The organism is Pantoea sp. AN62 (genome assembly GCF_050432985.1).
GTDB lineage: Bacteria > Pseudomonadota > Gammaproteobacteria > Enterobacterales > Enterobacteriaceae > Pantoea > Pantoea brenneri.
In genome coordinates, this window is record NZ_JBNPYB010000003.1 from 210,766 (window position 1) to 222,758 (window position 11,993).

Below are 11,993 nucleotides of genomic sequence, written 5' to 3' on the forward strand. Positions count from 1 at the left end.
TTGTGACATTTGCTTACTTCTGTCGCTTAACACAGCAAAAAGGACCGCCTGTGGCTCTCTACTATTACGTGAACAAACAATCAGGTTACAACCATAACCATGTGGTGCATGCTGCGGGCTGCCCCTTCCTGGCCGCGCCGGCTGACCGGCTGTTTCTCGGCAGTTTTTACCACGTCAATGCGGCTATCCTGCAGGCCAAAAAGTATTATTCTGGCGCGATGGGCTGTGAAACCTGCTGTCCATCCCCTCGCCATTCCGATGCTGATCCACAGCCTGGTGTGGCCCTGAAACATACCCTGACCTCACGTTAGCCTGACCGCGATTGAGCAAGGCTCGCGCTGCGCTAATTTGTTAAGATTTTCCGCCATTTTCCGTTATGTTAGAACTCCTGATTCTCTTTAACGGGTTTTACCATGCGGGAAAAGTTTGCGGGCTCTCAGATCGCCCTTCACTGGCTGACCTTTTTACTGGTGGCGACGGCCTACGCCACCATTGAACTGCGCGGTTTTGCTCAGCGCGGTTCATGGCAGGGTTATGCGATGATCATCACCCATTTCAGCGCGGGCGCGTCGGTGCTGGTGTTGATGATTGCTCGTCTGGTGCTGCGTACCCGGCATCGTTCTCCGCCGATTGTTCCTGCCGCCCGACGCTGGCAGACCGGGCTGGCACATCTGACTCACACCCTTATCTATGCGCTGTTTATTACCCTGCCGATACTCGGTCTGACATCACGCTATCTGAAAGGCCGTGAATGGTGGCTGTTTGGCATCAGCATGCCGGTGGCGGCGGAACCCAATTTTGATCTGGCGGATATGCTGATTGACTGGCATGAGACGCTGGCTCCGCTTGGATACTGGTTAATCGGACTGCACGCGGCGGCGGCGCTGTTTCATCATTATCTGCTGAAAGACAACACCCTGATGCGCATGATGCCGGCACGGCGACACGGTCAATAACCTCAGGCTATCGCCCTGCCACAGGGCGATAAAAAATATTCAGGATTAAAAACGGTTTATAAGGTTCCTCTTCCCGGTTTATTCACTACAATAGTCAGTAATTTGTGACGCAGGTCACTTTCGCTGGATGTTTCTGCCACATCCGAATTCGCTGTTCTGACTGATTTGACTCCTCATGCAATCAACGACTGTTTCACGTAAAACTGCCTGGCTTCGCGTGGTGTTGCTGGCTATTGCCGCTTTTGTTTTCAACACCACCGAATTTGTGCCGGTTGGCCTGCTATCGGATATCGCAGCTGATTTCTCGATGCAGACCGCTGATGTCGGCATTATGCTCACCATCTATGCCTGGGTGGTGGCGCTGCTCTCGCTGCCGCTGATGCTGCTGACCCGCAATATTGAGCGACGAATGCTGCTCGGCGTGCTGTTCCTGATTTTTATCATCAGCCATGTGCTGTCAACCGTGGCGTGGGACTTCCGTTCGCTGATCGTCTCGCGTATCGGTATCGCGCTGTCGCACGCGGTGTTCTGGTCGATCACCGCATCGCTGGCGATCCGCGTCGCCCCGGCGGGCAAGAAAACCCAGGCGCTGAGCATGCTGGCAACCGGTACGGCGCTTGCGATGGTGCTGGGCGTGCCAATTGGCCGCGTGGTGGGTCAGTATCTCGGCTGGCGTACCACCTTTGGTGCCATTGGCCTCTCGGCGCTGGTGCTGATGATTATGCTGGTGCGGATCCTGCCGCGTCTGCCGAGTGAACATACCGGTTCACTGAGCAGCGTGCCGATGCTGTTCCGTCGTCCGGCGTTAGTCAGTATGTATCTGTTGGTGACGCTGGTGGTGACCGCGCACTACACCGCTTATAGCTATATCGAACCCTTTATGCAGGCGGTGGCCCACTCGGGTGAGAACTTCACCACCCTATTGCTGCTGCTGTTCGGATCGGCCGGCATTATCGGCAGCGTACTGTTCAGTTCGCTGGGTAATAAATTCCCCTCTGGTCTGCTGATCGCCGCCATCGCGCTGATTACACTTTGCATGGGACTGCTGATTTTTGCTGCGGTTCGTCCTGCTGCAATCTCCACCCTGTGTGTGATCTGGGGAATGGCGATGATGATGATTGGCCTGGGCATGCAGGTACGGGTGCTATCACTGGCGCCTGATGCCACAGACGTTGCGATGTCGCTGATGTCGGGTATTTATAATATCGGCATTGGCGCAGGTGCGCTGTTGGGTAATCAGGTCAGTCTGCATCTGCAGATGGCGGATGTGGGCAATGTCGGTGGGATGATCGGTCTGGTCGCGCTGTTGTGGTGTGTCTATATCTTCCGCCGCTACCCGCAATTACGCAGTAACGGCTAGAAAAAAGGCTTCAGATAAGTGGTTATCTGAAGCCTGTTTCATCTTATTTATAAATGACTGCGGTTTACTTATAAATGACTGCGGTGCCATGCAGGTTGTTGTTGCCAGAGGTCGAAGTGATGCGGAAAGACTTTGCACCGACATCGCTGGCCCGGTCTGACAGTTGCTGTTCCAGCGAGGTCAGGTTGGTGCTACCTGTCGCGCTGATCACGCCAATTTTTTGCTGATCGAGCGGCGATTGAGTGACCTGCTGAGCCGCCACGCTGGCAAAGGAGAGGCTGCCGAGTAGCGCAGCCACCACCATCATACTGATACTTTTCATAACGAACCCCTTCTCAACAGTTAATTACTGATAAATCACGGCGGTGCCGTGCAATTTGTTCTGACCACTGGTTGAGGTGATACGGAATGATTTGGCACCCGCTTCATCCGCTTTGGCATTTAGCTGCGCTTCAAGGGAATTGAGGTTGCTGCCGCCCTGGACAGAAATGGTGCCAACCGGCTGCTGGTTGATTGGGTCGCTGCTGACCTGATCAGCGGCGAATGCGCCAAATGTCAGGGTAGAAAGTGCCAGTGCGGCCAGACTCAGTTTGATGCTTTTCATAGGTTGCTCTCTCAATATTCGGTAGTGGAAAAATGTGTGTCGTTATTTAATTAACGATCATTAACTAAATGATAGGCCCGATTATGGTCAGCCGTCAATATTTATTTAATGAGCGTTATTTTATTCGCGAAGTGGCGTGATTATGGGCTTCAGCCCCCTTTTTCACTTAACCTTAGGGGCGATATCCGCGCGCCGTCGCACAAAATGGCAACCGCCTTCAGCGCAGAATGCGCCAGCCCTTGCACAATTTATTAATGATCGGTAATTTAATAGGGTGTTTCACAACCCGTGAGGATATATGAGCCAGGTTCAGGATTGCGATGTGAAGAAGTGCCGCGGTCGGCCAAAAGTTTTCGACCGTGAAGCTGCGCTCGATAAAGCGCTTACCCTGTTCTGGACCCACGGTTATGAGGGGACCTCGCTGGCCGATCTGGTAGCGGCAACCGGGGCGAAAGCGCCCACGCTCTACGCCGAGTTTGTCAATAAAGAGGGGTTGTTCCGGGCCGCGATGGAGCGCTACGTGGAGAAATTCAGTGCCTGGCGTGACGCGGCGCTCGGCAATGATGCGTTGCCGGTCGATCAGGCGATCGAGGGTTATTTCCGTGCAACCGCCGCCTGCTTTACCGATCGCGATTCGCCCGGCGGCTGTTTCTTTATCTGCACCTCCACCACCCTGTCAGCGGCTTCTGCCGAGATCGCCAGCATGTTGCAGCAGCAGCATCAGTCGCAGGAGAGTACGCTTAGCGACTTTCTGCTGACCCGCCAGCAGCGTGGTGAACTGAGCGAATCAGTGAATATCGCGGCGCTCGCGCGCTATCTGGGCTGTATGCTGCAAGGCATGTCGGTGCGGGCGCGTGAAGGGGTGCAGCGGGACGATCTCGACAGCATCATTGATACGCTGATGGCGATGTGGCCGACGCTGACCGGACTCTGTCAGCATAAAGCGTAAATAAAATCAGGGCGGCGATTGCCGCCCTTGTTGCTTTTCAGGCCGTCCTCATTCGAGGAAGAAAACCGGCTTTAACGGCTGACTGACCGGACTGTTGTCCTGATTTGACGGCATCAGGTCTTTCATTGATGCCCACCAGCGCTGACATACTTCGGTGCGGGCAACCGCCTCCCAGCGCGCTTCCGACTCAATCTCAACGCTGGCAAACAGCAGATTACGCTCCGCATCCAGCCAGATAGCATAGTTGTGCGCCCCGTGCGCCTTCAGCGTTTCTGCCAGCTCCGGCCAGATCGGCGAGTGGCGTCGCTGATATTCGGCGTGGCAATCCGCATTCACCTGCATCACAAAGGCTCTACGAAGCATTGGCAGGCCCCACATCCAGCGCAGCCTGCCACGGATTGACCCCGAAGCGTTCACCCAGCGCCACCAGTTGTTCGGTAGTGATACTCTGGCGGATGCCACCCATCGACAGCACCTTGACGATCACTTCAGAGGATTTTTCGGCGGTATCGATCAGGCCAAAGGTTTCATCCAGGGTCGGCCCGCTGCCAAAGATGCCGTGGAACGGCCACATTACCAGGCTATGCGACTGCATCTGCTCCGCCGTGGCGGCCCCGATACCGTCAGTGCCGGGCACCATCCACGGCAGAATGCCGACGCCATCCGGGAATACCACCAGACATTCCGTGCTGCCTTCCCACAGCAAGCGGGTAAAGCGCGCCGAATCCAGTTCAACCACATAACTTAACGCCATAAAATGGGTGGCGTGGCAATGCATGATCACCCGATCAGCGCCGTTGCTGACCGCTTTACGCACGCCGTGCGACTGGAAGTGTGAGGCGAGTTCAGAGGTTGGCAGGCCGCCATTCGACAGCCCCCAGTGAATTTTGAATGAGAGTCCTTTGTCATCGACCTGCAGCAGTGCCAGGCAATCGGCGGGATCGAGTTGCACGTTGCGGAAGAACTTGCCCGATCCGGTCACCAGGAACCAGCAGTTTGCCAGCGCAGGCGCCGGCTGTGTCAGTTCAATGCAGCGCGGCTCCGGATAGAAATCGGCCGCAAAAGGTTTCACCTCCTCCTCCAGCAGACGCAGACTGACGTTCCCACCGTTACGCTCATCCCAGCCCTTCAGCCACATATCACTGGTGGCTTTGACCATTCCCTTAACAAACCAGGAAGAAAGAATGCTTTGCATAGTGAAATCCTTAACGTTGGCTCAAGATGTGTTGTTCGTAGTGACGGACATCGCTCAGCCAGCTGGCATCGGCTGGCACGTCGTGGCGCAGGCACCACGCTTCCCAGATCGCCTGCCACGGCAGTGATTTCTGCTCTTCCAGCAGCGCCAGTCGGGCGGTGTAATCGCCTGCCGCTTCGACCTGGCGCAGGCGATCGGTCGGTTCCAGCAGGGCGCGCAGCAGCGCTTTTTTGGCGTTGCGGGTGCCGATGACCCAGGCTGCAATGCGGTTGATCGAGGCATCAAAGAAGTCGAGCCCGATGTGCACTTTGTCAAACAGCTGATGGCGAACAATCTCACTGGCGATCGCCTGGGTCTCATCATCGAGCAGCACCACGTGATCGCTGTCCCAGCGCACCGGCCGGCTGACGTGCAGCAACAGACGCGGCACGTAGAGCATGGCGGCGGAGATTTTATCGGAGATGACTTCAGTCGGATGGAAGTGACCGGCATCCAGCGTCAGCGCGGTCTGACGGCTGGCCGCGTAACCGAGGAAAAACTCGTTGGAGCCCACGGTGTAGCTTTCAGCGCCGATACCAAACAGCTTGCTCTCCACCGCATCGATGTGATGTTGCGGATTCAGTTTATCGGCGATGATTTCATCCAGCGCGCTCATCAGTCGCTGGCGCGGTGCCAGCCGATCGATGGTGATATCTTTCATGCCGTCGGGCACCCAGATATTCATCACCGACGGGGTGCCCAGCTGCTCACCAAACGAGGCGGAAATCCGGCGGCTGGCTTTACAGTGATCGATCCAGAACTGACGAATGGTTTTATCAGCATGTGACAGGGTGAAACCGTCGGCACTCAGCGGATGTGAAAAGCAGCTGGGATTGAAGTCGAGTCCCAGCTTATGCTCTTTGGCCCAGCTGACCCAGTTGGCAAAGTGTTCCGGCTCAATCTCATCACGCGCCACCGGTTTGTCACTTTCCAGATAGATGGCGTGCAGATTGAGACGTTTCGCGCCGGGGATCAGCGACATCGCTTTGTCGATATCGTTACGCAGTTCACCGGCATTACGGGCGCGTCCCGGATAGTTGCCGGTCGCCTGAATACCGCCGGTTAATGCGCCCTGCGGGTTTTCGAAGCCCCGCACATCATCCCCCTGCCAGCAGTGCATTGAGACCGGAATCGCATCCAGCTGACGGATGGCCTGTTCAACATCCACCCCAATGTCGGCGTAGCGTTGTTTAGCCAGTTCAAAAGCCTGTTCAATCTGCTTAGTCATAAGCGAGTTCCTTAGCGGGTTGGCTCAGCGCCGTGAAACGTGCCTGACTGGCACCAAAGGCGCTGTTTGTTTGCGGTTCAAAGGTTTTGAGCGGAAAATTGTTGACCACGCAGCAGCGGAAATCGGCCACATCGGTCAGTTCGCCGAGCGCGATCAGCTGACATCCCACGTTGCCGAGGGTTGAGGCTTCAATCGGTCCGGCCAGCACCGTAATCTGACAGGCATCGGCGCACAGTTGATTGAGAAAGTGGTTCTGGCTGCCGCCGCCGACCACATGCAGTTGCCGGAAAGGTTTACCGCGCAGCTGCGCCAGTTCGGCGATCACTTCACGGTAGAGCAGCGCCAGGCTGTCAAAAATGCAGCGTGCCAGCGCGGCGGCGGATTGCGGCACCGGCATGCCCTGCTCTGCACAGGCGTTCTGGATTTCATTGACCATGCTGTCCGGATTGATGAAGCGCGCATCGTTCGGGCTGATCAGCGACACGCAGGCCGGTTGCCGTTCGGTTTGGTCGATCAGCTGGCTGAGATCGTCGATATGTAGCTCATCACAGACGCGCTGCAGCAACCATAATCCCATGATGTTCTTCAGCACGCGGTAGCCTTCAGCGCCGCCTTCATTGGTAATGTTGGCCCGTAACGCCGCCTCCGACGCGTAAGGTTGCAGGCTTTCAAAGCCCATTAACGACCAGGTGCCGGAACTGAGATAGGCGGCATCTTCCTGCATCAGCGGCGTCGCCACCACCGCGCTGGCGGTGTCGTGGGTGGCGACGGCAATCACCGGAATCGCCGCGCCGTGGGCGTTATGCCAGTGGCCGACCGTGTTGCCGGGTGCCCGTGGCTGGCCGAACCAGGCCGCATCAACACCGGCCCAGCCCAGCAGCTCGCGATCCCATTCGCCGCTGTCGATATTCAGCATCTGCGTGGTAGTGGCGTTGGTATATTCCCAGTTGAGATTACCGGTCAGGCGATAGTGCAGATAGTCCGGGATCATCAGTGCGTGTGCGACGCGGGCCTTCCAGTCGGGCTGCTGCTGATGCAGTGCGCGCATCTGATACAGCGTATTAAACGGCAGGAACTGAATGCCGGTGCGGGCATAGATCGCGCTGTGGCTCAGATCGCGCTGCGCCTGCTCCATCAGGCCGTGGGTACGGGCATCACGGTAGCTGACGGCTTCGCCGACCTGCTCGCCACAGGCATCCAGCAGCACCATATCCACGCCCCAGGTATCAATCCCGATGCTGTCCGGCACCACGCCTTCTGCATCCAGCTGCGCCAGACCGGCACGGATTTCCTGCTCCAGCAGCGCCACATCCCAGCAGTCATAGCCGGCACGGCGCTGACGGGTATTTGCGAAACGCCGGACCTGCCGCAGACTGAGGTGGCGCTGTGCGGCATCCCAGTGTGCGAGCATTACCCGTCCGCTGGATGCGCCGAGATCGATAGCAACAATATTTCGCGTGGTCATGGCAGCATTTTTTCCTGTGATTTGATGGTCACAGAGTAGAAATCCTGGCGGGCTGCCACCTTCCCGACAGTGCCAGCAGCCCCCCTCCGCTGGCAGACTTGCAAAGAACTTCGTGAGAGAGATCACAGAGACGGCAGCCGGGGCGATGTGACCCCTGCCGCAAATTTATTAACTGCTGAGGATTTCTTGAATAATCAGCAGGATTCCTGCTGAGATGAGCGGAAAATTCAAGGTAAGGTAGCCACGTCCTGTTTAGACTCCGTTACAGCTTTGTTAACAGTAGCGAGAGGCGACGATGACCATTTTGCACAGTGCGGATTTTTTCCCTGAAGGCGATTACGCGATAGCCATTGAGCCGCGCGTCCCGCAGCAGGCCTTCCCGGAGCATCATCATGATTTTCATGAAATTGTGCTGGTTGAGCACGGGTCGGGCATTCATGTGTTTAACGGTCAGCCGCAAACACTGTGCGCCGGCTGCGTCTGTTTTGTCCGCGACCACGACCGTCATCTGTATGAGCAGACCGAGAATCTCTGCCTGACTAACGTGCTGTACCGCAGCCCCGGCGCTTTCCGTTTTCTTTCCGGACTACAGGCGCTGCTGCCCTGTGACAAGGATGGACAGTATGCGTCGCACTGGCGCATCAATCATAAAGTGATGAGTCAGGCGCTGAGCGTGGCAAGCCAGATGCGCCAGGATGATGCCTGGTCGCTGGAGAAGCAGGCACGCCAGGAGCAGCTGTTTTTACAACTGCTGGTGCTGTTACGTGAAGCGTGTCGTGACGAGCAGAGCCAGGATCAGGAAGCGCGACTGCATCGCTTGCTTGACTGGCTGAACGATCATTACAGTGATGAGATCGTCTGGGATCAGCTGGCCGACCGTTTTTCCCTGTCGCTGCGCACGCTGCATCGGCAGATGAAGCAACAAACCGGCAGCACACCGCAGCGTTATCTGAATCGGTTGCGGTTGTTGCAGGCGCGGCATTTACTGCGTCACAGTGATATACGCATTACGGATATCGCCTTTCAGTGTGGATTTGGTGACAGCAACCACTTCTCCACCCTGTTCAGGCGCGAATTTGGTTGCGCGCCGCGAGCGGAGCGCCAGCAGATGGGGTAAAGGAGCACAGTATGGCGTTGATACTCAGCCGGGATGATTATTTTCCTGCCACCAGCTTACCGGTGGCGGTAGCCGAACGGATGCCCCAACCTTCTTTCCCGCCGCACCGACACGAATTCAGCGAAATCGTGATTGTCTGGCGCGGCAACGGCCTGCACGTCCTCAACGATCGCCCGTGGCTGATTACCTGTGGCGACGTTTTTTATATCCGCGACAGTGACTGCCACAGCTATGACAGCGTCAACGATCTGGTGCTGGATAATATCCTCTACTGCCGTGACCGCTTTAGCCTCGGGCTCGACTGGAATCAGCTGTTGCCGCCGCAAGGCGCTGATGCACCCGGCTGCTGGCGTCTGACCACGCGCGGCATGGCGCTGGCGCGCGGGGTGATTGGTCAGCTGGAGCGTGAAAGCCGCAAAAGCGATCCGCTGTCGGTGCAGCTATCAGAAGCACTGTTTTTGCAGCTGGCGCTGATCCTGCGCCGTCATGGCTATGCCGCCGATCGCCCGTGGGCGTTGCCGGAAGGTGAACAGTTAGATTTGCTGATGTCGGCATTACAGGGCGCGATTGCCCGTCCGTTTGATCTGGCCGAATTTTGCCAGCATAACCAGCTGAACGAGCGGGCGCTCAGGCAGCTATTTCGTCAGCAGACCGGCATGACGATCGGACATTATCTGCGTCAGCTCCAGCTCTGTCAGGCGAAGTATTTGCTGCGCACCCAGGATTGTCTGATTGGTGAAGTGGCCGCCCGCTGCGGCTTTGATGACAGTAACTATTTTTCGGTGGTGTTTACCCGCGATACCGGCCTGACCCCCAGCGCCTGGCGTCAGCGTTTTATCTCATCCGGGCACACGCTGAAAAACACCGACACCGAATCGCAATAATGCGAGCCTGGGATGCAGGCTCGCATTGCGCAGTTTTCCGCTGATCCGATCAGGCGGCCATGCCGAGCCCAACGATGTTGGCTGCGATAATGATCACCACACAACCAATCGATAACACCCCGACCGGCCGACGTCCCACTGACTTCCACTCTTTCATCAGTAAGCCGACCAGCCCGCCGCACAGCACGTAAAGACTCATGTGCAGCATCCAGCTGACGTAATCATACTGCGCCGGAATACGCGCATGGCCCCAGGCGTAGAAGAAGAATTGCAGATACCACATGGTGCCGCCGAGCACGGCAAAGGCGACGTTCGCCAGCAGCAGCGGTTTCGCCACCGAGAGATCCTTGCGCACTGACAGCTCTGGCCGGGTTGCCAGCCGGTAGAAACAGAAGGCCAGGTTGACCAGCGCCCCGCCGCCCATAATCACCACGTAGCTCGGTAGCGCGACATACAGCGGATCGATACCCAGCTGCGCCGCCGCCTGGTGCATCGGTTTCGCCGCATCCATAGCGAATGACATCCCGGCAGAGAAAATACCGCACATCACCGCCAGCACCAGCCCTTTCTTCAGATTAAATTCCTGCGCGTTAATCCCCAGCGCCCGCTCTTTCAGCAGGCCAGCACGCGAGACGATCGCCACGCCAACCAGCGCCACCAGCACGCCCAGCAGAGTTAAGCGTCCACCGGCAGAGGCAAACAGCTCACCAAAGCGGCCCTGCAGCAGCGGCGTCATCAGGGTGCCGACCACCAGCGTGATGCCAATGGCGATGCCAATCCCCATCGACATGCCGAGATAGCGCATGGTCAGGCCGTAGTTGATGTTGCCCACGCCCCACATGGCGCCGAACAGAAACACCGGCAGCAGCTGCGCCAGACTAAAGCTGCTGTAATAAGCGCGGAAGTCGGGCAGCAAAATCGCACTCACCACCCACGGCAGGATCAGCCACGACATCAGGCCACCGACCGACCACATGGTTTCCCATGACCATCTTTTCACCTGTTTAAACGGCGCGTAGAAACACGCGGCACTGGCAGCTCCGACAAAATGCCAGAAGATGCCGGCAATAATGGCACTGTTCATTGTTTTTTCCTGGTTAGGTTGAGGCCTGACGGAAACCCAACGATTTCCGCTTAGCAGGCAGTCTACGGTTTGCAGGAATTCCTCAGCCTTTGAATGAATGCCGGATGCCGCCGCCTGTTGGCAAAATCTCCGCGTTATTCCCGTTAAGGATCACAAATTCATCTTTGTCAGAGTGCCGGATGGCTTTCCGCTTAAGTGGTTTATTATTCTATGTTTTTTGTGTTTTTGCTGTGTGGCGCAGCACATTATCGATCTGGCTGCCATGCGCACGATCATTTTGGCAAAACAACAAAGAAGCCTTTCCTTACGGCGGCCAGGGTCGTATAAACTGGGGAAAATTGATCGAATTCAGGGATTGGGATGACGACTAAGTGGTTAACACTGTTTCTTTCACGTTCAGTCAGTCAGGTGATGCTGGATGACCTGCGGGCGATTCTGCCGGCCGAGGCGATAAAGGTATTTGTGAATGGGCTGGAGGATGCGCAGTACGCGACCCTTGAATGTATTCAGGCGGAACAGCACTGCGCGTTGATCGCCTCAGCGATTGTGGTGTGGCGTCAGCTGGGTCACATTCACCACATCGTGTTCAACAAGGGTGAACTGCTGCGTGAGGTGAATGACGCGACCCAGTTCCAGCTCTTTACCCTGCTGAAAACCCACCGCGCAGTCTTGCACCTGTCGTGATAAGATCGCCCGCCTTACACTCCCCTCTGTTTGCAGCAGGAAAATCATGAGAATTGGAATCCTCTTTCCTATCGCCATCATCGTGGCGGGCGTCGGCTTTCTGGCGTGGTTTATTGGCAGCGGTCTGGCGATGCCAGGGTCCTGACATCTAACGTAACTGGCTATCTTTACTGCCACGACGGTTATATAAACTGCTGTTCTGCTGCTGTTTGTCGATTTTCTCCTGACAGGAAACACAGTAGCGCACGCCTTTCAGCGCCTTACGGCGCGCCTCGGGAATCGGTTCGCCACAGAGTTCACATTCGGTGGCGCTTTCGCCGTGGCCGATTGATTGCCGGACACGTTCAATGCCGTCGTTAACGGTGCTGTCGATCTGCTCCTGCACGGCGCCTTCAGACGCCCATCCGTTTGCCATGATGTCCCCCTCT

At 56.7% G+C, this 11,993-nt stretch carries 16 protein-coding genes; 8 read left to right on the top strand and 8 right to left on the bottom strand.

Annotation, left to right across the window (positions count from 1 at the left end; genetic code table 11):
• The first annotated feature begins 50 nt into the window (after positions 1–50).
• The 3 genes from FHW04_RS05425 (at position 51) to FHW04_RS05435 (ending at position 2,316) form a co-directional block, all read left to right on the top strand.
• Positions 51–311 (top strand): hypothetical protein, encoded by a 261-nt coding sequence (locus FHW04_RS05425; RefSeq protein ID WP_089561575.1) that lies wholly within the window; start codon positions 51–53, stop codon positions 309–311.
• A gap of 102 nt (positions 312–413) precedes the next feature.
• Entirely contained in the window at positions 414–956 is a 543-nt protein-coding gene (gene cybB / locus FHW04_RS05430; RefSeq protein ID WP_089561576.1) for a cytochrome b561, read from the top strand.
• Positions 957–1,131: 175 nt separating this feature from the next.
• Positions 1,132–2,316 carry a sugar transporter gene (locus FHW04_RS05435; protein ID WP_031376742.1) on the top strand — a complete coding sequence of 395 codons (1,185 nt, stop codon included), beginning with the start codon at positions 1,132–1,134 and terminating at the stop codon, positions 2,314–2,316.
• A gap of 64 nt (positions 2,317–2,380) precedes the next feature.
• Here FHW04_RS05435 and bhsA (FHW04_RS05440) read toward each other — a convergent pair whose 3' ends face one another.
• Together bhsA (FHW04_RS05440) and bhsA (FHW04_RS05445) are read right to left on the bottom strand one after the other, a co-directional pair.
• The gene (bhsA, locus tag FHW04_RS05440) at positions 2,381–2,638 is read right to left on the bottom strand and encodes a multiple stress resistance protein BhsA (RefSeq protein WP_031376743.1); all 258 of its coding nucleotides are present in this window, start codon (positions 2,636–2,638) and stop codon (positions 2,381–2,383) included.
• 24 nt (positions 2,639–2,662) lie between these two features.
• Complete coding sequence (gene bhsA / locus FHW04_RS05445) at positions 2,663–2,920, bottom strand: multiple stress resistance protein BhsA (RefSeq protein WP_031376744.1); 258 nt, start codon at positions 2,918–2,920, stop codon at positions 2,663–2,665.
• A 298-nt stretch (positions 2,921–3,218) separates the two neighbouring features.
• Here bhsA (FHW04_RS05445) and FHW04_RS05450 point away from each other — a divergent pair, with 298 nt between their 5' ends.
• Positions 3,219–3,869: a TetR/AcrR family transcriptional regulator gene (locus FHW04_RS05450; protein WP_069728344.1), complete on the top strand. Its 651-nt coding sequence runs from the start codon at positions 3,219–3,221 to the stop codon at positions 3,867–3,869.
• Between the two features lie 48 nt (positions 3,870–3,917).
• Here the strand turns inward: FHW04_RS05450 and rhaM are convergent, their stop codons facing one another.
• From rhaM to rhaB, 4 genes are read right to left on the bottom strand one after another with little or no spacing between them, the layout of a single operon-like run.
• Positions 3,918–4,232 (bottom strand): L-rhamnose mutarotase, encoded by a 315-nt coding sequence (rhaM, locus tag FHW04_RS05455; protein WP_069728396.1) that lies wholly within the window; start codon positions 4,230–4,232, stop codon positions 3,918–3,920.
• A complete protein-coding gene (gene rhaD / locus FHW04_RS05460; protein ID WP_031376747.1) occupies positions 4,222–5,064 on the bottom strand; it encodes a rhamnulose-1-phosphate aldolase in 843 nt (280 codons plus the stop codon). Before rhaD ends, rhaM begins: the two co-directional genes overlap by 11 nt.
• Positions 5,065–5,074: 10 nt before the next feature.
• Positions 5,075–6,331, bottom strand: coding sequence for an L-rhamnose isomerase (locus FHW04_RS05465; protein WP_089561577.1), 1,257 nt, complete (start codon positions 6,329–6,331; stop codon positions 5,075–5,077).
• Positions 6,324–7,796, bottom strand: coding sequence for a rhamnulokinase (rhaB, locus tag FHW04_RS05470; RefSeq protein ID WP_089561578.1), 1,473 nt, complete (start codon positions 7,794–7,796; stop codon positions 6,324–6,326). Before rhaB ends, FHW04_RS05465 begins: the two co-directional genes overlap by 8 nt.
• A gap of 295 nt (positions 7,797–8,091) precedes the next feature.
• On the opposite strand from rhaB, the gene rhaS reads away from it, so the two are divergent.
• Positions 8,092–8,913, top strand: a complete 822-nt coding sequence (gene rhaS, locus FHW04_RS05475; protein WP_069728346.1) for an HTH-type transcriptional activator RhaS — start codon at positions 8,092–8,094, stop codon at positions 8,911–8,913.
• 11 nt (positions 8,914–8,924) lie between these two features.
• Positions 8,925–9,797, top strand: a complete 873-nt coding sequence (gene rhaR / locus FHW04_RS05480) for an HTH-type transcriptional activator RhaR (protein WP_089561579.1) — start codon at positions 8,925–8,927, stop codon at positions 9,795–9,797.
• Positions 9,798–9,846: 49 nt separating this feature from the next.
• Here rhaR and rhaT read toward each other — a convergent pair whose 3' ends face one another.
• On the bottom strand, positions 9,847–10,881 hold the full coding sequence (rhaT, locus tag FHW04_RS05485; RefSeq protein WP_046288307.1) for an L-rhamnose/proton symporter RhaT: 1,035 nt from the start codon (positions 10,879–10,881) through the stop codon (positions 9,847–9,849).
• A 360-nt stretch (positions 10,882–11,241) separates the two neighbouring features.
• Here rhaT and FHW04_RS05490 point away from each other — a divergent pair, with 360 nt between their 5' ends.
• Positions 11,242–11,565: a hypothetical protein gene (locus FHW04_RS05490; RefSeq protein ID WP_031376753.1), complete on the top strand. Its 324-nt coding sequence runs from the start codon at positions 11,242–11,244 to the stop codon at positions 11,563–11,565.
• Between the two features lie 46 nt (positions 11,566–11,611).
• Complete coding sequence (locus FHW04_RS05495) at positions 11,612–11,710, top strand: YoaK family small membrane protein (RefSeq protein ID WP_008925225.1); 99 nt, start codon at positions 11,612–11,614, stop codon at positions 11,708–11,710.
• Between the two features lie 3 nt (positions 11,711–11,713).
• Here FHW04_RS05495 and FHW04_RS05500 read toward each other — a convergent pair whose 3' ends face one another.
• Positions 11,714–11,980 (bottom strand): DksA/TraR family C4-type zinc finger protein, encoded by a 267-nt coding sequence (locus FHW04_RS05500; RefSeq protein ID WP_031376754.1) that lies wholly within the window; start codon positions 11,978–11,980, stop codon positions 11,714–11,716.
• Positions 11,981–11,993: the final 13 nt, after the last annotated feature.

What these genes read in the sequence shown, in the direction of transcription:
- cybB (WP_089561576.1), top strand. Translation starts at nt 414, where the DNA reads ATGCGGGAAAAGTTTGCGGGCTCTCAGATCGCCCTTCACTGGCTGACC.
- FHW04_RS05435 (WP_031376742.1), top strand. Translation starts at nt 1,132, where the DNA reads ATGCAATCAACGACTGTTTCACGTAAAACTGCCTGGCTTCGCGTGGTG.
- bhsA (WP_031376743.1), bottom strand. Translation starts at nt 2,638, where the DNA reads ATGAAAAGTATCAGTATGATGGTGGTGGCTGCGCTACTCGGCAGCCTC.
- bhsA (WP_031376744.1), bottom strand. Translation starts at nt 2,920, where the DNA reads ATGAAAAGCATCAAACTGAGTCTGGCCGCACTGGCACTTTCTACCCTG.
- FHW04_RS05450 (WP_069728344.1), top strand. Translation starts at nt 3,219, where the DNA reads ATGAGCCAGGTTCAGGATTGCGATGTGAAGAAGTGCCGCGGTCGGCCA.
- rhaM (WP_069728396.1), bottom strand. Translation starts at nt 4,232, where the DNA reads ATGCTTCGTAGAGCCTTTGTGATGCAGGTGAATGCGGATTGCCACGCC.
- rhaD (WP_031376747.1), bottom strand. Translation starts at nt 5,064, where the DNA reads ATGCAAAGCATTCTTTCTTCCTGGTTTGTTAAGGGAATGGTCAAAGCC.
- FHW04_RS05465 (WP_089561577.1), bottom strand. Translation starts at nt 6,331, where the DNA reads ATGACTAAGCAGATTGAACAGGCTTTTGAACTGGCTAAACAACGCTAC.
- rhaB (WP_089561578.1), bottom strand. Translation starts at nt 7,796, where the DNA reads ATGACCACGCGAAATATTGTTGCTATCGATCTCGGCGCATCCAGCGGA.
- rhaS (WP_069728346.1), top strand. Translation starts at nt 8,092, where the DNA reads ATGACCATTTTGCACAGTGCGGATTTTTTCCCTGAAGGCGATTACGCG.
- rhaR (WP_089561579.1), top strand. Translation starts at nt 8,925, where the DNA reads ATGGCGTTGATACTCAGCCGGGATGATTATTTTCCTGCCACCAGCTTA.
- rhaT (WP_046288307.1), bottom strand. Translation starts at nt 10,881, where the DNA reads ATGAACAGTGCCATTATTGCCGGCATCTTCTGGCATTTTGTCGGAGCT.
- FHW04_RS05490 (WP_031376753.1), top strand. Translation starts at nt 11,242, where the DNA reads ATGACGACTAAGTGGTTAACACTGTTTCTTTCACGTTCAGTCAGTCAG.
- FHW04_RS05495 (WP_008925225.1), top strand. Translation starts at nt 11,612, where the DNA reads ATGAGAATTGGAATCCTCTTTCCTATCGCCATCATCGTGGCGGGCGTC.
- FHW04_RS05500 (WP_031376754.1), bottom strand. Translation starts at nt 11,980, where the DNA reads ATGGCAAACGGATGGGCGTCTGAAGGCGCCGTGCAGGAGCAGATCGAC.